This window comes from Pseudomonas paraeruginosa (genome assembly GCF_003025345.2).
Lineage (GTDB): Bacteria > Pseudomonadota > Gammaproteobacteria > Pseudomonadales > Pseudomonadaceae > Pseudomonas > Pseudomonas paraeruginosa.
In genome coordinates this window covers 4,988,439-5,008,984 of sequence record NZ_CP020560.1, presented here as the reverse complement: position 1 = coordinate 5,008,984, position 20,546 = coordinate 4,988,439, and the positions used below count along the sequence as shown (strand labels likewise).

The following is a 20,546-nucleotide window of genomic DNA, read 5'->3' as shown; positions in this document are numbered from 1 at the left end:
TGGAATCGGACAAAGGGAGCGTGGAAATGAAAAAGCCCGGCATTTGCCGGGCTCTTTCGTCTTGCCTTGTCGCTTAGTTGCCGTAGACCGGGAACTTGGCGCAGATCGCCTTGACCTTCTCGCGTACGCCGTCGACCACGGACTCGTCGCCCATGTTCTCGAGGATGTCGCAGATCCAGCCGGCCAGCTCGCGGCATTCGGCCTCCTTGAAGCCACGGGTGGTCACGGCCGGGGTACCGATGCGCAGGCCGGAGGTGACGAAAGGCGAGCGCGGGTCGTTCGGAACCGAGTTCTTGTTCACGGTGATGAACGCGCGGCCGAGAGCGGCGTCGGCGTCCTTGCCGGTGATGTCCTGCTTGATCAGGGAGAGCAGGAACAGGTGGTTCCGGGTGCCGCCGGAAACCACGTCGAAGCCGCGGTCGATGAAGACCTGGGCCATCGCCTGGGCGTTCTTCAGGACCTGCTGCTGGTAGGTCTTGAACTCCGGCTGCAGGGCTTCCTTGAAGCACACCGCCTTGGCCGCGATCACGTGTTCCAGCGGACCGCCCTGGGCGCCGGGGAATACCGCGGAGTTGAGCTTCTTCTCGATCTCTTCGTTGGCGCGCGCCAGGATCAGGCCACCGCGCGGACCGCGCAGGGTCTTGTGGGTGGTGGTGGTGACCACGTCGGCGAACGGCACCGGGTTCGGGTAGACACCAGCGGCGACCAGCCCGGCGACGTGGGCCATGTCGACGAACAGGTAGGCGCCGACCTTGTCGGCGATGGCGCGGAAGCGCGGGAAGTCGAGGACCTGGGAATAGGCGGAGAAGCCGGCGACGATCATCTTCGGCTTGTGCTCGACGGCCAGGCGCTCGACTTCGTCATAGTCGATCAGGCCGTTGGCGTCGATACCGTACTGCACGGCGTTGTACAGCTTGCCGGAGGAGGAGACGCTGGCGCCGTGGGTCAGGTGGCCGCCGTGGGCCAGGCTCATGCCGAGGATGGTGTCGCCGGCCGACAGCAGGGCCAGGTAGACCGCCGCGTTGGCCTGGGAGCCGGCATGCGGCTGGACGTTGGCGTAGTCGGCGCCGAACAGTTGCTTGGCGCGGTCGATGGCCAGTTGCTCGACGATATCGACGTACTCGCAGCCACCGTAGTAGCGCTTGTGCGGGTAGCCTTCGGCGTACTTGTTGGTCAGCACCGAACCCTGGGCTTCCATCACCGCCGGGCTGGTGTAGTTCTCGGAGGCGATCAGCTCGATGTGCTCTTCCTGGCGCTGGGCTTCCTGCTCCATCGCGGCAAAGAGTTCGGCATCGTAGCGGGCGAGGGTCAAATCACGGCTGAACATGGCGGTCCTCATAAGGATCGGTGCTGGGAAAAGGCGCGCATTCTAACCCATGCGGCGGGAGCTGGCACATGAAAGGCCATCATGTCGCGGACAAGCGGCGCTCAAGCGCGCCGCCCGGCGCTCAGCCCTCGTTGAACATGAACAGCACGTCGCTGGCGTAGAGCATGCCGAACTGCTCGGCGGGCATCGGCCGGCCGAACAGGTAGCCTTGCACCTCATCGCAGCCGTGCTCGCGGAGGAAGTCCAGCTGCGCCTGGCTTTCCACGCCCTCGGCGATCACCATCAGGTTCAGGCTGTGGGCCATGGCGATGATCGCCCGGGCGATCTGCGCGTCCTGCTCGCCATGGGGCAGGCCGTCGACGAAGCTGCGGTCGATCTTGAGCACGTCGATGGGGAACTGCTTGAGGTAGTTCAGCGAGGAGTAGCCGGTGCCGAAGTCGTCCACCGCGATGGCCAGGCCGAGGCGCTTGAGCCCGGAGAGGATCTGCATGGCCTCGGCGACGTCGCTCATCAGGATGCTTTCGGTCAGTTCCAGTTCCAGGCAGGCTGGCGGGATGCCGGTCTCGTAGAGGATCGCGGCGATCCGCTCGCCCAGCTGGCCATCGGCGAACTGGCGTGCCGAGAGGTTCACCGAGACCTTCGGCACCCGCACCTTGGCCTTGTGCCAGCTGCGCAACTGCTTGCAGGCCTCGGCCAGCAGCCAGTCGCCGACCTGGGCCACCAGGCCGATCTCCTCCAGCACCGGAATGAACTCGCTCGGCGGAACCAGCCCGCGGCGCGGGTGCTGCCAGCGCAACAGGGCCTCGGCGCCGGTCAGGCGGCGCCCGTCGCCGGTGAACTGCGGCTGGTAGTGGAGGACGAACTCGCCCAGTTCGAGGGCGCGGCGCAGGTCGCTTTCCAGTTCCAGGCGCTCGAGGGCGCGGGCGTTCATCTCGGCCTGGTAGAACTGGAAGTTGTTCTTGCCCATCTCCTTGGCATGGTACATCGCCGTGTCGGCGTTCTTCATCAGCAGGCTCAGCTCGGCGCCGTCCTGTGGCGACAGGGCCACGCCGATGCTGGCGGTGACGAAGAACTCGCGGCCTTCCAGGGTGAACGGTCGGGCCAGGCGGCCGAGGATCAGCTCGGCGACCTGGATCGCCCGCTTCAGGGCGATCTCGCGGTCGCCCTGGGACGGCAGCAGCAGGGTGAACTCGTCGCCGCCCATGCGCGCCACCGTGTCGTCCTGGCTGACGCAGGCGCTCAGGCGGGTAGCCACTTCCTGCAGCATGCGGTCGCCGGCGGCATGGCCGAGGGAGTCGTTGATCGGCTTGAAGCGGTCGAGGTCGAGGAACATCAGCACCACCCACTGGCCGTTGCGCTCGGCCTGTTGCAGGGCGGTGTGCAGGCGGTCCTGGAACAGCGTGCGATTGGGCAGGTGGGTGAGGGCGTCGTAGTAGGCCAGGCGATGGATGCGTCGCTCGCTGGCCTTGCGTTCGCTGATGTCGCTGAAGAAACAGACGAAGCTGACCAGGTCGCCTTCCTCGTCGCGGATCGCGGTGATCCCGACCCAGGAGGGATAGAGTTCGCCGGTCTTGCGCTTCTGCAGGATCTCGCCTTCCCAGCTGCCGCTGTGCTGCAGGCTGGCGAGCACGTGCTTGAGCTGGTTGGCTTCCTGGCGGTCGGCGGTGAGCAGGCGTGGCTGCTGGTCGAGCACGTCGGCCGGGCTGTAGCCGGTCAGGCGCGAGAAGGAGTCGTTGACCTGGACGATATAGCCGGCCGGGTCGGTGACCATGATCGCCGCGGTCGAGTGTTCGAATACCGTCGCCGCCATCCGCAATTCGCGTTCGGCGCGGCGTTGCTGGCTGATGTCGCGGGCGACGCCGAGCAGGCCCTCGAAGCGATCGTGTTCGTCCCACATCAGGACCAGTCGCAGTTCGATGGGGATCTTGCGCCCATCGGCGCGCAGGCAGTCGAGGGCGAACAGGTGCTGGGCGGGATTCTCGCGCAGCTCGGCGAGTTTCTCGCGATCGCCGATGGCATGCCGCACGCGACGCAACAGGCCGTTCAGGCGGCCCAGCTGGCGCGGGTTGGTGGCCGTCTGGTGGAGACCGTTGAGCAGCGCCCACTCCGGGCTGTAGCCGAACACGTGCTGCACCGAGGGGCTGACGTAGTTGGCGTTGAGCTCGGCGTCGGTGGAGAAGATCACGTCGCTGATGTTCTCCGCCAGCATGCGGTAGCGCCGACCGTTCTCGCGCAGCGCATTGTTCGCCTCGACGGTGAAGGTGATGTCCTTGGCCACCCCGATCAGGCGCGCCACGCGGCCGCTGCGGTCCCGGCTGAAGGCCTGTTCGCGGATGTCGAACCAGTGCCAGCGGCCATCGCGGTGGCGCCAGCGCAACTGGCTGTCGAGCAGCAGGCCGTCGCCGACCACGTGCTGCAGGTTGCGGATGCGCCAGTAGTATTCCTGGTCGTCGGGGTGCAGCAGGGTTTCCCAGAAGTTCTCGCCCATCCGTGCCAGTTCTTCCTGGTCGTAGCCAAGCTGCTGGCCCAGGTGGTGGTTGCTGAAGATCACCCGGCGCGCGTTCAGGTCATGGATGTACAGGGTGTCGGGCACCGCCTGCACGGCGTCCGACCAGAATTTCTCGCGCTCGATCAGCGACAGCTCGACTTCCTTGCGGCTGGTGACGTCGGACAGGCTGAGGGTCACCGCGTGCCATTCGCCGGGGTTGTCCGGCAGGCGCAGCTGCAACCACAGGTGGCGCGGCGCGCCGCGGTCGTTGCGCAGCGTGGCTTCGAGTTCGAGCAGCGGGCGGCGCTCGATCAGGGCCTCGATCACCTGCAGGCGCAGGCTGTCCGGTTGCAGCGGTCCGTGGTCGAGAAGGCGCTGCCAGGCCTGGCCGGTGGAGTCGATTCCCAGCAGGCGGCGGGTAAGGTCGTTGATCTCGGTGATGCGGATCCGCTCCAGCAGTTCGCGCTGCCGGGCGGGCCGCCCGGCGAGCCAGGCATGCAGCGCGGCGGGAGTGTCCAGCCGGTACTCGGCCAGGGCCTGGCGCAGGGCGGACAGGTCCAGCACGCAGAGCGCCACGCCGACGCCCTCGAAGATGTCCTGGTAGCGCCGCCGGGTCTCTTCCAGGACGCCGAGGGCGTGCTGCTCCTCGGTGACATCGCGCAGCACCCAGACCTGGCCGCCCTGGAGGATCCGTTCGCGCAGGGTCCAGGCCTGGGCGGCCTCCGTATGGCTGGCCAACGGGTGGCGGCTGAGGGTGAACACCCGTGGTTCGCCGCGCACCCGCAGCGGCAGCAATTCGCTGCGGGTTTCGCCATCGCCGGCGGCGTCGCTCAGCCAGCCCGGCTCGAGGTCTGGCAGCAGGCCCAGCAAATGATGCTGGCGCGCCTGCGCCGAGCTGATGCCGAAGAGTTGCTCGGCCTGCGGGTTGAGATAGCTGAGACGGCCATCGGCGCGGGTCACCAGCACCCGCTCGTCGATCGCCGCCAGTGCCGTGGCCGCCTGGCGCAGGCTGCGCTGCGAGGCCAGGGTCATGGCGCGCAGGCCTTGCTGTTCGCGATGCAGGCGCAGCAGGGTGAACACCGTGACGCCGACCAGCAGGAGGAATATCAGCAGTTCGCCGCCGATCCCCCGCAGCAGGCCGAGCCGCACCTGGGGGCTGTCGTGGAGCCCGCGCAATTGCCAGTCGCTGTTGCGCAGGGGCTCCACGCCGAGGCTCTGCATGTCGTCGAGCAACGTCGCGTTGCCCGGCGTATGCCAGAGCACCCGGCCGGCGTACTGGTCTTCCAGGCGCCAGAGCAGGTTGCCGGCCGGCAGGTCGGGACTCCACTGGGCGAGGCTGTCGCTGGCCAGGCGCAGCAGCCAGAAGCCGCTGTCGCGGCGGCTGCCGGGTTCGCGCAGAGTGAGATAGAGGGATTCACCATCGCGCGGATCGAGGCAATAGTGATAGAGACCGGCACCGGCGTGCTGGCGCAGCCGGTCATAGAGTGGCGGATTGCCCGCTTGCGGCTTGCCATCCACCCACTCCAGCGCCCGCACCTGCGGCAGCGCATCGCTGACCCGGGGCAACAGCCTGCGGCGGATCTCGTCGCGCTCGGCGGGCGGCGCTCCTGGCAGCAACGCGAGGGCGGTGCGGGCCTTCAGTTCGAGGGTCAGGGACAGGCGGTCGTGCAGGCGGTCGAGCTGGGCGGCGGCCCGTTCGTGTTCGAAGCGCTCCTGCTGGCGCAATTCCTGGCATATCTGCCAGAGCAGCAAGCCGAGCATCAGCACGACCAGCAACAGCAGACCGCCCTTGGCTGCCTGGCGGACGGGAACGGTCAGCGGGTCGCCGGCGGGAGGCGGCGACGGGGTTTGCGAGGGGGTCGACACTGACCGGAGTTCCTGGGGCAGGTGTGATTCAGTAGGCAGTTAGGATGCCCGGAAGCAAGGCCAAGTGCCAGTATCGCCGACGAGCGTCGTGGTCCTTTCCGGCCTAACGGGTCACTTTGTCGCAGCGAGGAACGGCGGGGCTTTCCGGTTCGCCGGGGCTGTCTGGCGGCGGTGCCCGGAAAATCTGGCCGGACATGGCCGCGGGGGATTCCGGGCAGGGCGGTGCAACCTCAGGGACGCGCCGGATTGGCGGCGCCGTGGAGGAACATCTGTTCGAGGGTTTGCGCGGAGTTGGCGCTGGCCGCGCGCCCGCGCCGTTCGGCGTCGACCAGGCCATAGATCAGGGTCAGGAACAGCTCGGTGAAGACTGCCGCGGTGATGTCGATGCGGAACACACCTTTCTGCTGGCCGCGCAGGAAGAAGGCATCCAGCGCGGCGATGTAGGACTGCCAGCGGGCGCCTTCGCCGTCGGGGTCGAGGTAGTCCGGGCGGTACTGGAACACCAGGAAGACCAGCATCTCGCGATGGGCGAGGTGCTCCTTGACCAGCCGCTGCAGCGCCGCCAGGGGCTCGCTGCGTTCCAGGTCGCAGGTCTCGATGACCTGGTTCAGCACCGCCTCGCCATGGTCCTCGAGCATCCGCACCAGGTTGTCGCGCGTCCCGCAGAAGCGGTGCAGCGTGGCCTTGCTCACGCCGGCCGCCTCGGCCAGCTCTTTCAGCGTGGCCCGTGGGCGCTCGACGATGGCGACGGCCAGCGCCTTGAGGAGTCGTTCGTCATGGGTGATCAGGGTCATCGGCAGGTCCCGGTTGGCTTTCCGTTTGCGCGCCATTGTGCAGAAAAGTGCCCGCACTTCAAAAGGATCAGGTAACTTTTGCTCATATGAGACATTATTGACTCATTTAGATTTGAAAAGTACCATTCGATCCATTTTTCAATCAAGGGTCGGGTATGTCATGGCTGATTTGCGGGCAATAGGAAGGGGCGCTGCACTGGCGCTGGCCGTCGCGCTGGCGGGTTGCGGGCCGGCGGAAGAACGGCAGGACGCCGCCGAACCGGCGCTGCCGGTGGAGGTACTGGCGGTGCGGAGCGAAACCCTGGCGCTGACCTCGGAACTGCCGGGGCGGATCGAACCGGTGCGGGTCGCCGAGGTACGTGCGCGGGTAGCGGGCATCGTGGTGCAGAAGCGCTTCGAAGAAGGTGCCGACGTCAAGGCCGGCGAGCTGCTGTTCCAGATCGATCCGGCGCCGCTGAAGGCTGCGCTGTCGCGTGCCGAGGGGGAGCTGGCGCGAACCCGGGCGGTGCTGTTCGAGGCGCAGGCGCGGGTGCGCCGCTACGAGCCGCTGGTGAAGATCCAGGCGGTCAGCCAGCAGGACTTCGACACCGCCATCGCCGACCTGCGCAGCGCCCAGGCGGCGAGCCGGTCGGCCCAGGCCGAGGTGGAAACCGCGCGGCTGAACCTGGGCTACGCCTCGGTCAGCGCGCCGATCTCCGGCCGCATCGGCCGCGCGCTGGTGACCGAGGGCGCGCTGGTCGGGCAGGGCGAGGCCACGCTGATGGCGCGCATCCAGCAGCTCGATCCGATCTACGCGGACTTCACCCAGACGGCCGCCGAGGCGCTGCGCCTGCGCGAAGCGCTGAAGGATGGCAGCCTGGCCGCCGGCGACAGCGAGGCGCTGAGCATCCGTGTCGAAGGCACCTCCTACGAGCGCCAGGGCGCATTGCAGTTCGCCGACGTGGCGGTGGACCGCGGCACCGGCCAGATCACCTTGCGCGGCAAGTTCGCCAATCCCGACGGCGTGCTGCTGCCGGGCATGTACGTGCGCGTGCGGGCGCCGCAGGGCACCGACAGCCGGGCGATCCTGGTCCCGCAGCGCGCCGTTCGCCGCGGCAGCGACGGCACCGCCCAGGTGATGGTGGTGGGCGCGGACGAACGCGCCGAGGCGCGCGACGTCAGCACCGGCGTCATGCAGGGCTCGCGCTGGCAGATCACCGAGGGCCTGCAGCCGGGTGACCGGGTCATCGTCGGTGGCCTGACCGCGGTGCAGCCGGGGGTGAAGATCGTGCCGAAGCCGGATGGCGCCCAGGCGCAAGCCCGGTCGTCCGTGCCGCAACAGTAAGGGCGGGTTCGCCCCGAGGATTTTCCGATGTCCGAGTTCTTCATCAAGCGGCCGAACTTCGCCTGGGTGGTGGCGCTGTTCATCTCCCTGGCCGGCCTGCTGGTCATTTCCAGATTGCCGGTGGCGCAGTACCCCAGTGTCGCGCCACCGCAGATCACCATTACCGCCACCTACCCCGGCGCTTCGGCGAAGGTACTGGTGGATTCCGTCACCAGCGTTCTCGAGGAATCGCTGAACGGCGCGAAGGGCCTGCTCTACTTCGAGTCGACCAACAACTCCAACGGTACCGCCGAGATCGTCGTCACCTTCGAGCCCGGCACCGATCCGGACCTTGCCCAGGTCGATGTGCAGAACCGCCTGAAGAAAGCCGAGGCGCGCATGCCGCAGGCGGTGCTGACCCAGGGGGTGGAGGTCGAGCAGACCAGCGCCGGCTTCCTGTTGATCTACGCCCTCAACTACAAGGAAGGCGTGCAGCGCAGCGACACCACCGCCCTGGGCGACTATGCCGCGCGCAACATCAACAACGAACTGCGTCGCCTGCCGGGTGTCGGCAAGCTGCAGTTCTTCTCCTCCGAGGCGGCCATGCGGGTCTGGATCGATCCGCAGAAGCTGGTCGGCTTCGGACTCTCCATCGACGACGTGAGCAACGCCATTCGCGGACAGAACGTGCAGGTCCCCGCCGGCGCCTTCGGCAGCGCGCCGGGCAGTTCCGAGCAGGAGCTGAGCGCCACGCTGGCGGTGAAGGGCACCCTGGACAACCCGCAGGAGTTCGGCCAGGTGGTCCTGCGCGCCAACGAGGACGGATCCCTGGTCAGGCTCGCCGACGTCGCGCGCCTGGAACTCGGCAAGGAGAGCTACAACATTTCCTCGCGGCTGAACGGCACGCCCACCGTGGGCGGGGCGATCCAGCTGTCGCCCGGGGCCAACGCGATCCAGACCGCCACCCTGGTGAAGCAGCGCCTCGCCGAATTGTCGGCGTTCTTCCCCGAGGACATGCAGTACAGCGTGCCCTACGACACCTCGCGCTTCGTCGACGTGGCTATCGAGAAGGTGATCCACACCCTGATCGAGGCGATGGTGCTGGTGTTCCTGGTGATGTTCCTGTTCCTGCAGAACGTCCGCTACACCCTGATCCCGTCGATCGTGGTGCCGGTGTGTCTGCTCGGCACGCTGATGGTCATGTACCTGCTGGGCTTCTCGGTGAACATGATGACCATGTTCGGCATGGTGCTGGCGATCGGCATCCTGGTGGACGATGCCATCGTGGTGGTGGAGAACGTCGAGCGGATCATGGCGGAGGAGGGGCTGTCGCCGGCCGAGGCCACCGCCAAGGCGATGAGGCAGGTCTCCGGTGCGATCGTCGGCATCACCCTGGTGCTTTCGGCGGTGTTCCTGCCGCTGGCCTTCATGGCCGGTTCGGTGGGGGTGATCTACCAGCAGTTCTCGGTATCGCTGGCGGTCTCGATCCTGTTCTCCGGCTTCCTCGCCCTGACCTTCACCCCGGCGCTGTGCGCCACCCTGCTCAAGCCCATCCCCGAGGGGCATCACGAGAAGCGCGGCTTCTTCGGCGCCTTCAACCGCGGCTTCGCCCGCCTCACCGGCCACTATTCCCTGCTCAACTCGAAGCTGGTGGCGCGCGCCGGGCGCTTCATGCTGGTGTACGCCGGCCTGGTGGCGGCGCTCGGCTACTTCTACCTGCGCCTGCCGGAGGCCTTCGTGCCGGCTGAAGACCTCGGCTACATGGTGGTCGACGTGCAGTTGCCGCCCGGCGCCTCGCGCATGCGCACCGACGCCACCGGCGAGGAGCTGGAACGCTTCCTCGAGACCCGCGGGGCAGTGGACTCGGTATTCCTGGTCTCCGGCTTCAGCTTCTCCGGCCAGGGCGACAACGCCGCGCTGGCCTTCCCGACCTTCAAGGACTGGTCCGAGCGCGGCCCGGGGCAATCGGCCGCCGCCGAGATCGCCGCGGTGAACGAGCATTTCGCGTTGCCTGACGACGGCACCATCATGGCCGTTTCGCCGCCGCCGATCGACGGCCTGGGCAACTCCGGCGGCTTCGCCCTGCGCCTGATGGACCGTGGCGGCGTCGGCCGCGAAGCCCTGCTGCAGGCCCGCGACACCCTGCTCGGCGAGGTCCGGGGCAATCCGAAATTCCTCTACGCGATGATGGAAGGCCTGGCCGAGGCGCCGCAGCTGCGCCTGCTGATCGACCGCGAGAAGGCCCGGGCCCTGGGGGTGGGCTTCGAGAGCATCAGCGGCACGCTGTCCGCCGCGTTCGGTTCGGACGTGATCAACGACTTCACCAACGCCGGGCGCCAGCAGCGCGTGGTGATCCAGGCCGAGCAGGGCGCCCGGATGACCCCGGAAAGCGTGCTCAGGCTCTACGTGCCCAACGCCCGCGGCGAGCTGGTGCCGCTAAGCGCCTTCGTCAGCATGAAATGGGAAGAGGGACCGGTACAGCTGGTGCGCTACAACGGCTACCCGTCGATCCGCATCGTCGGCGACGCCGCGCCCGGCTTCAGCACCGGCGAGGCCATGGCGGAAATGGAGCGCCTGGCCGCGCAGCTGCCGGCCGGCATCGGTTACGAATGGACCGGCCTGTCCTACCAGGAAAAGGTCTCCGCCGGCCAGGCGACCGCCCTGTTCGCCCTGGCCATCCTGGTGGTGTTCCTGCTGCTGGTGGCGCTCTACGAGAGCTGGTCGATCCCGTTGTCGGTCATGCTGATCGTACCGATCGGCGCCATCGGCGCGGTGCTGGCGGTGATGGTCACGGGCATGGCCAACGACGTCTACTTCAAGGTCGGCCTGATCACCATCATCGGCCTGTCGGCGAAGAACGCGATCCTCATCGTCGAGTTCGCCAAGGAGCTCTGGGAGAAGGGACATGGCCTGCGCGACGCCGCCATCGAGGCTGCGCGCCTGCGCTTCCGGCCGATCATCATGACCTCCATGGCCTTCATCCTCGGCGTGGTGCCGCTGGCCCTGGCCAGCGGCGCCGGCGCGGCCAGCCAGCGCGCCATCGGCACCGGGGTGATCGGCGGGATGCTCAGCGCGACCTTCCTCGGCGTGCTGTTCGTACCTATCTGTTTCGTCTGGCTGCTGTCGCTGCTGCGCAGCAAGCCGGCACCCATCGAACAGGCCGCTTCGGCCGGGGAGTGAACGAGATGCGCAAACCTGCTTTCGGCGTATCGGCGCTGCTGATCGCCCTGACCCTCGGCGCCTGCTCCATGGCGCCGACCTACGAACGTCCCGCCGCGCCGGTGGCCGACAGCTGGAGCGGCGCCGCCGCCCAGCGCCAGGGCGCGGCCATAGACACGCTGGATTGGAAGAGTTTCATCGTCGATGCCGAACTACGCCGCCTGGTGGACATGGCCCTGGATAACAACCGCTCGCTGCGCCAGGCCCTCTTGGATATCGAGCAGGCCCGCGCGCAGTATCGCATCCAGCGCGCCGACCGGGTGCCGGGCCTGGACGCCAGCGCCAGCGGCAGCCGCCAGCGACAGCCGGCCGACCTGTCCGCCGGCAACCGCTCCGCCGTCGCCAGCAGCTACCAGGTCGGGCTGGCACTGCCGGAGTACGAGCTGGACCTGTTCGGCCGGGTCAAGAGCCTGAGCGACGCGGCCCTGCAGCAGTACCTGGCCAGCGAGGAGGCGGCGCGGGCGGCGCGGATCGCCCTGGTCGCGGAGGTCAGCCAGGCCTACCTGAGCTATGACGGTGCCCAGCGGCGCCTGGCGCTGACCCGGCAGACCCTGGTCAGCCGCGAGTCTTCCCTCGCCCTGATCGGCCAGCGTCGCGCGGCCGGCACCGCCACCGCGCTGGATTACCAGGAAGCCCTGGGCCTGGTGGAACAGGCGCGCGCCGAGCGGGAGCGCAACCTGCGGCAGAAGCGGCAGGCGTTCAACGCGCTGGTGCTGCTGCTGGGCTCCGCCGATGCGGCGCAGACGATCCCGCGGGCCCCGGGAGAACAGCCGAAGCTGCTGCAGGACATCGCTCCCGGCACGCCGTCCGGGCTGATCGAGCGGCGCCCGGACATCCTCGCCGCCGAACATCGCCTGCGCGCGCGCAACGCGGACATCGGCGCGGCGCGCGCGGCGTTCTTCCCACGAATCAGCCTGACCGGCAGCTTCGGCACCTCCAGCGCGGAAATGTCCGGCCTGTTCGACGGCGGCTCGCGCTCCTGGAGCTTCCTGCCGACGCTGACGCTGCCGATCTTCGACGGCGGGCGCAACCGCGCCAACCTGAGCCTGGCCGAGGCGCGCAAGGATTCCGCGCTGGCGGCCTACGAGGGCGCCATCCAGGGCGCCTTCCGCGAAGTCGCCGACGCCCTGGCGGCCAGCGATACCCTGCGCCGCGAGGAGAAGGCCCTGCGCGCCCTGGCCGACACCAGCAACGAAGCGCTGAAGCTGGCCAGGGCACGCTACGAGAGTGGTGTGGACAGCCACCTGCGCTACCTCGATGCACAGCGCAGAAGTTTCTTCGACGAGTCTGCGTTCATCGACGGCAGCACCCAGCGGCAGATCGCCCTGGTCGACCTGTTCCGCGCCCTTGGCGGCGGCTGGGGACAGGCTCGCGTTGCGCTGGCGCAGCGCTGAGCATGGCATCGCGCGGTGCCTCCGATGCGCCGGGCTAGGGGACGCGCGAGGCGCCGTGCATGAACAGTTGCTCCAGGCTGCCGGACAATCCGGCGCCGGCCGCGCGACCACGGCGCTCGGCATCGACCATGGCGTAGACCAGGTTGATGAACAGTTCGCTGAAGACCGCTGCGCTGATGTCGATGCGGAACACGCCCGCCTGCTGGCCGCGCAGGAAGAAAGCATCCAGGGCCTCGATATGCGCCTGCCAACCGGCGTCTTCATTCCCGGCCTGGTGTCCCGGGTTCTGCTCGCACATCAGCAGCGCCAGCAGGTCGCGGTGCGCGAGGTGTTCCCGGATCAGTTCGCGTAGCGCTGCCCGCGGCTCCAGTCGGGGCAGGGCGGCGTCGCGGGTGAGGCGCTCGAGGGTGCTCCTGGCATGGCTTTCCAGGCGCCGTCTGAGTCGTTCGCGGGTTCCGCAATGCCGGTTCAGGGTTGCCCTGCTCACTCCCGCCAGCTCCGCCAGTTCCCGCATGGTGGCTCGCGGATGACTGACCATCGCGGTGGCCAGGGCCTTGAGCAGGCGCTGCTCCTGGGGCGACGGGTCCGGCGCTGCGCCTGGGCCGCTCCCAGGTGGCGAGGCGGGTATCTGGGCGGGGAGGGGCGTGAGTACCATCTTGAGGTTTTTTTAACTCTTTTGAGGCTGGTTTGATTCAATCGTAGCAGGCGAGACCGGCACTCGCCTTGCTCCGCGTCAGGTCCGGAGATGCAGCGTGCCGATCACGCTCGCCACCGAGACCGAGCCGGCGATCGCGCCGAAGGAGAATGCCGGGAAGCCGCCCAGGTTCATCAGGCTTGGGGGCGGTCAGGGTGGCACCGTTCCTCGGGTTGGCCAGGCAGATCGCGGGGACCGTAAACCGGCGAGGCCCGGCAAGCGCCCGTGGCGGACGGCGAACATTCGCCGGCGGCGCCCCGCGCCCCACGAAAACCGGGGTGGCTGGCCAGCTTTCTCCCGGTCTGTCATATACTTGGCCGAGTTTTTTTCCTTTTCTTCATGAGGTGCTCGTTTTGGCTCAGTACGTCTACACCATGCATCGGGTCGGCAAGATCGTTCCGCCCAAGCGTGAAATCCTCAAGGACATCTCCCTGTCGTTCTTCCCCGGCGCCAAGATCGGCGTGCTCGGCCTGAACGGCGCGGGCAAGTCCACGCTGCTGCGGATCATGGCCGGCGTCGACACCGAGATCGAAGGCGAGGCCCGGCCGATGCCGGGGATCAACGTCGGCTACCTGCCGCAGGAGCCCAAGCTGGACCCGCAGGCCACCGTGCGCGACATCGTCGAGGAGGCCGTGGGCCAGATCAAGCAGGCCCAGGCGCGACTGGACGAGGTCTACGCCGCCTACGCCGAGCCGGACGCCGACTTCGACGCCCTGGCCGCCGAACAGGCCAAGCTGGAGGCGATCCTGCAGGCCTCCGATGGCCACAACCTGGAGCGCCAGTTGGAGGTCGCCGCGGACGCCCTGCGCCTGCCGCCGTGGGACGCCAAGGTGGAACACCTGTCCGGTGGCGAGAAGCGCCGCGTGGCGCTGTGCCGCCTGCTGCTGTCGGCGCCCGACATGCTGCTGCTGGACGAGCCGACCAACCACCTGGACGCCGACTCGGTGGCCTGGCTGGAGCACTTCCTGCACGACTTCCCCGGTACCGTGGTGGCGATCACCCACGACCGCTACTTCCTCGACAACGTCGCCGGCTGGATCCTCGAACTCGACCGCGGCCACGGCATCCCGTTCGAGGGCAACTACTCCGGCTGGCTGGAATCCAAGGCCGCGCGCCTGGCCCAGGAAGCCAAGCAGGAAGCCTCCCACGCCAAGGCCATGAAGGCCGAACTGGAGTGGGTACGCCAGGGCGCCAAGGGCCGCCAGGCCAAGTCCAAGGCGCGCCTGCAGCGCTTCGAGGAACTTCAGTCGCAGGAATTCCAGAAGCGCAGCGAGACCAACGAGATCTACATCCCGGCCGGTCCGCGCCTGGGCGACAAGGTCATCGAGCTGCACAACGTGACCAAGGGCTACGGCGACCGCGTGCTGATCGACAACCTGTCCCTGAGCATCCCCAAGGGCGCCATCGTCGGCGTGATCGGCGGCAACGGCGCGGGCAAGTCGACCCTGTTCCGCATGCTCACCGGCAAGGAGCAGCCGGACTCCGGCACCATCGAGATCGGCGAGACCGTGCAGATCGCCAGCGTCGACCAGAGCCGCGACAGCCTGGAAGGCAACAAGACCGTGTGGGAACAGGTTTCCGACGGTTTCGAGCAGATCAAGATCGGCAACTACGAAGTCCCGTCGCGCAGTTATGTCGGCCGTTTCAACTTCAAGGGCGCCGACCAGCAGAAGTTCGTCAAGGACCTCTCCGGCGGTGAGCGCGGTCGCCTGCACCTGGCCCTGACCCTGAAGCAGGGCGGCAACGTGCTGCTGCTCGACGAACCGTCCAACGACCTCGACGTGGAAACCCTGCGCGCGCTGGAAGAGGCGCTGCTGGACTTCCCCGGCGCCGCCATCGTGATCTCCCACGATCGCTGGTTCCTCGACCGGATCGCCACCCACATCCTCTCCTACGAGGACGATGGCCAGGTGACCTTCTTCGAAGGCAACTACACCGAGTTCGAGGCCGATCGCAAGAAGCGCCTGGGCGATGCCGCGGCCCAGCCGCACCGCGTGCGCTACAAGAAGCTGGCGTAAGCGCGCCTGGATCGAAACCGCCCGCCGGCCCTGCCGGCCGGCGGTTTTTTCATGCCTGGAATTCAACGAGCCATGCGCTGGAGGACCATGGGAACTGTGCAGGGCGCCTCCATCGGCGGTGCCCAGGGTGAGTCTCCCAAGCAGCATGCCTGAGCCTTCACCTAACTAAAGATGGGGGTGCATCGACGGCCCCGATGGTGTCAGCTCTGCTAGTGGTCTGCGCAGCCGATCCGTGCGCTCAATACCGCCTGCCCGGAGAGACCGCGCCATATGGCGAAGCCCGGCGGAAATCGAGTATCGGGATTGGCCGGGCGGACCACCCGCTACCTTCGTTCGGCGCTGGCGCCTCGGGGTAGCGTTGCCGGTGGTGGCGGCTTGTGCGCTGTCTCCATCATCAGCGGTATGGCCCTTCGGCCTGTTTCGCCGGCCTTGCGGCGATACGTCCGGAGCGAGCCGTGAAGGGATGCGAGCGGCCGAGTGCGAATGCCTACAACAAACAAGCACGAATCATTGATCTCCCTGCGGGGAATCGGCAAGGGCTATCTCCTGGGGGGCAGCCACTGCAGATACTGAAAGACGTCTGCCTGGACATCTTTCCCGGTGAAAGCTGCGCGATCGTCGGCGCGTCGGGCTCGGGCAAGAGCACCCTGCTGAATATCCTCGGCCTGCTCGACCGGCCGGACAGCGGCGCCTATCGATTCGCCGAACACGACATCTTCAGGGTCGACGAAGACCAGTTGGCGGCGATCCGCAACCGCCTGATCGGCTTCGTCTTCCAGAGTTTCAACCTGCTGCCGCGCCTGAGCGCGCTGGAGAACGTGGCGCTGCCGCTGGGCTATCGTGGCATGCCGCGCCGCGAGGCGCTGGAGCGCGCCGCGGCGATGCTCGCCCAGGTCGGCCTCGCCGAGCGCGCCGGGCATCGTCCGGCGGACCTCTCCGGCGGCCAGCGGCAGCGTGTCGCCATCGCCCGCGCGCTGGTCGGCGAGCCCGCGCTGATCCTCGCCGACGAACCGACTGGCAACCTCGACGCGAGCACCGCGAAGGAAGTGCTGGAACTGCTCCTGGCGCTCAATCGCGAACGCCAGGTGACCCTGGTGGTGGTCACCCACGATCCCGGCCTGGCCGCCCGTCTCGGGCGCCAGCTGACGGTGCGCCATGGCGAGATCCACGAGGAACTGGCGGAGACTTGCCGGTGAGCGCCAGTCCGTCGCCGCGGCAGTTGCTCCATGAGGCCCTGGCCAGCCTTCGTGGCCTGGGTCGGCGCTCGTTGCTGGCGTTGCTGGGGATCGTCATGGGCTGTTCATCGGTGATCGCGATGCTGAATATCGGCAGCAATGCGACCGACGAGGCGATGAGCATCTTCAAGGACATGGGCACCGACACCCTGGTGGTGCAGTTCCCGTTCGCCCCGCAGGCGCCGCAGCCTATGCCGGCGGTGCTCGACACCGAGCCGCTGCGCCGTGCCGTGTCGGGGCTGGACCACCTCGCTGCGCTCGGCCTGTACTCCGCGCCGGTGACCTACCATGGGCGTACCAGCAACGCCAGCATCGTCGGCACCAGCGCCGGGCTCGCCAGCGCCGCCAGGCTGCACCTGCGCGAAGGGCGATTTCTCTCGCGCTTCGATGACCACGACACCTACGTGGTGGTCGGCGCGGGCCTCGCCGAGGCGCTGGGCGCAGCAGGCGATCCGTTGCGCCTCGGCGAGCAACTGATGGTCAACGACTACCTGTTCCGCGTGATCGGTATCCTGCGGCCGCAGGCCAGCGCCGCGCTGCTGCCGTTCGCCGCCAACGACTCGCTGTTCGTGCCGGCTGCCGGCATGCCGCGCCTGCAGCCCGCCGCCGAGGTCAGCCACGTGGTGGCGCGGGTGGCGCCGGGAGCGGATGTCTACCGGGTCGGCGCGGCGCTGGGCGAGGCCCTGGCGGCGCGGTTGCCCGGTCACGAGGCGCAGGTGCAGGTGTCGCAGCAGGTGCTCGACGGGCTCAAGCGGCAGACCCGGACCTTCACCTACCTGCTGGCCGGGCTGGGGATCATCTCCCTGCTCGGCGGCGGCGTCGGGGTGATGAACGTGATGCTGATGAGCGTCGCCGAGCGCCGCCGGGAGATCGGCGTGCGCATGGCGCTGGGCGCACGTCAGCGGGACATCCGCAACCTGTTCCTGATCGAGGCGGTGACCCTGACTGCCGCGGGCGCGCTGTCGGGGGCGGTGCTCGGCGTGGCGGCTGCGTATCTCTACGCCAGGTTTTCCGGCTGGACTTTCTCCCTGGCCTACGCGGCCCTGCCGCTGGGGATGGGCAGTACCTTGCTGGTGGGGCTGTTCTTCGGCCTCTATCCGGCGCTTTCGGCGGCACGCATGCAACCGGTCGAGGCGCTGCGCGATGAATAGCCGGAGCCTGGCTGCGCTGTGGCTGGCGCTGGCGCTTCCGGTCGCGGCAAGTGACAACCCGGCGCTGAGCCCGGATGCGCCGAGCATGGCCCGCGCGCGCGGCGGATCGGTGCTGCTGAGCGAGCAGGTGATCGACCTGAGCCTGAGCGACGCGGTCTACCTCGGCCTGCGCAACAACCGCGGCATCCGCAGCGCGTACCTGCAGCGCATCGCGCAGAAGTTCGACCTGCGCGTCGCCGCCGATGCCTTCAACCCGAAGCTGGTGGTGCGTGGCGACTACCGTGCCAGCCGCGCCACCGAGGACCGTATGCGGACCAGCAACCTGTCGCCGACCGCGACCCTGCTCGGCGAGTACGGCACCCGCTTCAGCCTGGCCTGGGTCAAGCAGTTCCGCAGCGCCGACGAGGCCGGGCGCTACCGCAGCGATGGTCTCGACCTGACCGTCGTCCAGCCGTTGCTGCGCGACGCCGGCTGGGATGTGACCACCGCGCCGCTGCGCCTGGCGCGCCTGTCCGAGGACGCCAACCGCCTGCAACTCAAGGCCAGCGTGTCGCAGACCATCAGCCAGGTGATCGGCGCCTACCGCGAACTGCTGCGCGCGCAGGAACAGGCGCGCATCGCCCGGGAGGCACTGGCGCGTACCCAGGAGCTGCTCGAGGTGAACCGGGCGATGATCCGTGCCGGGCGAATGGCCGAGTTCGAGATCGTCCAGACCGAGGCCGATGTCGCCACCCAGGAGCTCAACGTCGAGGAGTCCACCAACCAGGTCGACAGTGCCCGCCTGGCCCTGCTGCAACTGCTGGCGCTGGACCTGTCGACGCAGATCCGCGCCAGCGACGCGCTGAGCGCCACGCCGATCGAGATCGACCGTCAGCAGGCGATCAGGACCGCCCTCCAGCAGCAACCGGAATACCTGCAACGCCTGATCGGCAGTCGCCAGGCCGACCTCAACCTGGTGCTGGCGAAGAACCAGCGCCTATGGGATGTCTCGCTGGTAGGCGGCGCCAGCCAGATCCGCGATCGCTACAGCGAGGGCGGCGGCGACAATTCACGCAGCTGGGACAGCTACGCAGGGGTGCAGGTGGAAATTCCCATCGGCGACCTCAGCCGCCGGCAGGCCGAGGTGCGTGCCCAGGTCGACGTGGAGAACCAGAAGATCCTGATCGAGGATGCCCGGCAGACCCTGGAGCAGAACGTCATCGATGCGGTGCGCGACCTTGGCACCCGCTGGCGCCAGTACCAGATCGCCCAGCGCGCCACCGCACTGTCGCGGCGCAAGCTGGAAATCGAACGGGAAAAACTGCGCGTCGGACGCTCGAGCAACTTCCAGGTGCTGAGCTTCGAAACCGACCTGCGCAACGTCGAAAACACCCAGTTGAATGCCCTGATCTCGTTTCTCAATGCGCAGACGCAACTGGACCTGATCGTCGGCATGACCCTGGATAGCTGGGAGATTTCGCTCAATGACCACTGACCGGTTTTCCTTCCTGCGCCGGCCAGCGTCGCTTCTCGCCGTCGGCCTGGCGGTTGTCGCGGCGCTGGCCTGGCTGGTCTTCTCCGGGGGCGCCGTGAAACCTGCGGAAGGGGGACGCTGGGTCGCCGTGCAGCCGGCCCCCCTGGTTCATCAGATCGGCCTGGTCGGGCGCCTGGAGCCGGGTCGGGTGGTGACCCTGGCGGCGCCTTTCGCCGGCAATGTCGAGGCGCTGCTGGTGGAGCCGGGACAGCGGGTCGCGGAGGGACAGGACCTGCTGCGCATGGACACCCGCGAGATCGCCGTGCAGGTACGCGAGGCACAGTCAGCCTTGCTCAAGGCCCGCCGCACCCTGCAGGACCTGCGCGACTGGGAGCGTGGCGAGGACATGGCGCGGGTCCGTCGTGCCCTGCGCAGCGCGCAGCTGGCGCAGAGCAGCACCGAGCGCAAGCTGCGCGAGACCCGCGAGCTGTTCCAGCGTGGGATCGTTCCGCGCAACGAGCTCGACGATCTCGAGCAGCAGGCCAGCCAGCAGCGCATGGACCTGGAAGCGGCCCGGCGGGAAGTGGAATCGACCCGCGCCAAGGGGCAGGGCGAGAATCGCCAGATCGCCGAGATGGACCTGGCCAACGCCACCGTGAAATACGAGACGCTGCAGGCCCAACTGGACGGTCGCACGGTGCGCGCGCCGTTCGCCGGGATCGTCGTCGTGGCGCCGGGCATGGTCGGCGAGCAGGGCAGCCGCGAGCCGGTGCAGGCCGGCAGCAAGCTGGGCCAGGGCCAGGCGTTGTTCGGCCTGGCCAGCGTCGAGCGGCTGAAGGTCTCGGCAAAGGTGTCGGAACTGGATATCAACCAGTTGCGCGAAGGGCAGCCTGTGGACATCAGCGGCGACGGTTTCGAGGGCACCACGCTCGCTGGCGTCATCGCCGCGCTCGGTGGTCAGGCGCTGCCGGGCACGGCCCAGGGTGGAAGCCCGCAGTTCGAGGTGACGGTCTCGGTAGCACCGCTCGATCCTCGGCAATTGCAGAAGATTCGCCTGGGCATGAGCGCCAAGCTGATGGTCACCACCTATCGCAACGAGCAGGCCATCGTCGTCCCGCCGGAGGCGGTGCGCCACGACGGCGAGCGGCTGTTCGTGGATTATCGCCAGGACGCCGGCGCCAGTGCTGTGGCGCGGCAGGTCAGGGCCGGGCGCTCGACCCCTGAGGGCATCGAGGTCTTCGACCTGCCGCCGGGATTCGTCCGGGTTTCATCCAGGATGGCCGACTGATGGCAACCTAACTTTGGGTTGGCCGCTTCCAAGGAATAGCTGCCAATTCTGGTAGGTACGCACCGTGATGGTGCGTTTCTTCTCGCTGAGAATGTTGACAGAGGTATCAGGATTGTTTCGCCGCGACGGTCCGGAGCTGGTCCGCCGCATTTCGCGACCTTCCATGGGGGGATCAACCCCCTTCTTTCGCTAGGCTTTTCCAGAGCCCCTCTGCCCGTACTCTGGGCACCGTCGTTGACTGGTCCACTGCCCCCTCGTGGTGATTGCCAGCCCTGTCAGGCCTGCCTCCGCGCAGGTTGGCCGGACGGGCATTTCG

The 20,546-nt window shown here is 68.0% G+C and carries 11 protein-coding genes and 1 pseudogene; 8 read left to right on the top strand and 4 right to left on the bottom strand.

Going from position 1 to position 20,546, the window contains the following annotated elements:
• Positions 1-73: 73 nt before the first annotated feature.
• The 3 genes from glyA to B7D75_RS23695 form a co-directional block, all read right to left on the bottom strand.
• A complete protein-coding gene (glyA, locus tag B7D75_RS23705; protein ID WP_012077340.1) occupies positions 74-1,327 on the bottom strand; it encodes a serine hydroxymethyltransferase in 1,254 nt (417 codons plus the stop codon).
• A 121-nt stretch (positions 1,328-1,448) separates the two neighbouring features.
• Entirely contained in the window at positions 1,449-5,681 is a 4,233-nt protein-coding gene (gene morA / locus B7D75_RS23700; RefSeq protein WP_043101249.1) for a cyclic di-GMP receptor MorA, read from the bottom strand.
• A 230-nt stretch (positions 5,682-5,911) separates the two neighbouring features.
• The gene (locus B7D75_RS23695) at positions 5,912-6,475 is read right to left on the bottom strand and encodes a TetR/AcrR family transcriptional regulator (protein ID WP_058162789.1); all 564 of its coding nucleotides are present in this window, start codon (positions 6,473-6,475) and stop codon (positions 5,912-5,914) included.
• Positions 6,476-6,635: 160 nt separating this feature from the next.
• Here B7D75_RS23695 and B7D75_RS23690 point away from each other — a divergent pair, with 160 nt between their 5' ends.
• The 3 genes from B7D75_RS23690 to B7D75_RS23680 are packed head-to-tail and all read left to right on the top strand — an operon-like array spanning position 6,636 to position 12,391.
• Complete coding sequence (locus tag B7D75_RS23690) at positions 6,636-7,799, top strand: MexC family multidrug efflux RND transporter periplasmic adaptor subunit (RefSeq protein ID WP_107114480.1); 1,164 nt, start codon at positions 6,636-6,638, stop codon at positions 7,797-7,799.
• A gap of 27 nt (positions 7,800-7,826) precedes the next feature.
• A complete protein-coding gene (gene mexD, locus B7D75_RS23685; RefSeq protein ID WP_034081475.1) occupies positions 7,827-10,958 on the top strand; it encodes a multidrug efflux RND transporter permease subunit MexD in 3,132 nt (1,043 codons plus the stop codon).
• Positions 10,959-10,963: 5 nt separating this feature from the next.
• Positions 10,964-12,391 (top strand): efflux transporter outer membrane subunit, encoded by a 1,428-nt coding sequence (locus B7D75_RS23680; protein WP_053814578.1) that lies wholly within the window; start codon positions 10,964-10,966, stop codon positions 12,389-12,391.
• Positions 12,392-12,425: 34 nt separating this feature from the next.
• Here the strand turns inward: B7D75_RS23680 and B7D75_RS23675 are convergent, their stop codons facing one another.
• Positions 12,426-12,929, bottom strand: coding sequence for a TetR/AcrR family transcriptional regulator (locus B7D75_RS23675; RefSeq protein WP_107114479.1), 504 nt, complete (start codon positions 12,927-12,929; stop codon positions 12,426-12,428).
• A gap of 509 nt (positions 12,930-13,438) precedes the next feature.
• On the opposite strand from B7D75_RS23675, the gene ettA reads away from it, so the two are divergent.
• From ettA to B7D75_RS23645, 5 genes and pseudogenes are all read left to right on the top strand, one after another.
• Complete coding sequence (gene ettA, locus B7D75_RS23665; protein ID WP_003157916.1) at positions 13,439-15,103, top strand: energy-dependent translational throttle protein EttA; 1,665 nt, start codon at positions 13,439-13,441, stop codon at positions 15,101-15,103.
• A gap of 510 nt (positions 15,104-15,613) precedes the next feature.
• Positions 15,614-16,299: pseudogene (locus B7D75_RS23660) on the top strand (ABC transporter ATP-binding protein).
• Positions 16,296-17,489: an ABC transporter permease gene (locus tag B7D75_RS23655; protein WP_053814587.1), complete on the top strand. Its 1,194-nt coding sequence runs from the start codon at positions 16,296-16,298 to the stop codon at positions 17,487-17,489. Before B7D75_RS23660 ends, B7D75_RS23655 begins: the two are co-directional and overlap by 4 nt.
• A complete protein-coding gene (locus B7D75_RS23650) occupies positions 17,482-18,963 on the top strand; it encodes a TolC family protein (protein ID WP_043101243.1) in 1,482 nt (493 codons plus the stop codon). Before B7D75_RS23655 ends, B7D75_RS23650 begins: the two co-directional genes overlap by 8 nt.
• Positions 18,953-20,230: an efflux RND transporter periplasmic adaptor subunit gene (locus tag B7D75_RS23645; protein ID WP_058135690.1), complete on the top strand. Its 1,278-nt coding sequence runs from the start codon at positions 18,953-18,955 to the stop codon at positions 20,228-20,230. The genes B7D75_RS23650 and B7D75_RS23645 overlap by 11 nt, the downstream gene beginning before the upstream one ends.
• Positions 20,231-20,546 lie beyond the last annotated feature (316 nt).

Coding starts and splice junctions, on each gene's coding strand:
- glyA (WP_012077340.1), bottom strand. CDS start 1,327: ATGTTCAGCCGTGATTTGACCCTCGCCCGCTACGATGCCGAACTCTTT.
- B7D75_RS23695 (WP_058162789.1), bottom strand. CDS start 6,475: ATGACCCTGATCACCCATGACGAACGACTCCTCAAGGCGCTGGCCGTC.
- B7D75_RS23690 (WP_107114480.1), top strand. CDS start 6,636: ATGGCTGATTTGCGGGCAATAGGAAGGGGCGCTGCACTGGCGCTGGCC.
- mexD (WP_034081475.1), top strand. CDS start 7,827: ATGTCCGAGTTCTTCATCAAGCGGCCGAACTTCGCCTGGGTGGTGGCG.
- B7D75_RS23680 (WP_053814578.1), top strand. CDS start 10,964: ATGCGCAAACCTGCTTTCGGCGTATCGGCGCTGCTGATCGCCCTGACC.
- B7D75_RS23675 (WP_107114479.1), bottom strand. CDS start 12,929: ATGGTCAGTCATCCGCGAGCCACCATGCGGGAACTGGCGGAGCTGGCG.
- B7D75_RS23650 (WP_043101243.1), top strand. CDS start 17,482: ATGAATAGCCGGAGCCTGGCTGCGCTGTGGCTGGCGCTGGCGCTTCCG.
- B7D75_RS23645 (WP_058135690.1), top strand. CDS start 18,953: ATGACCACTGACCGGTTTTCCTTCCTGCGCCGGCCAGCGTCGCTTCTC.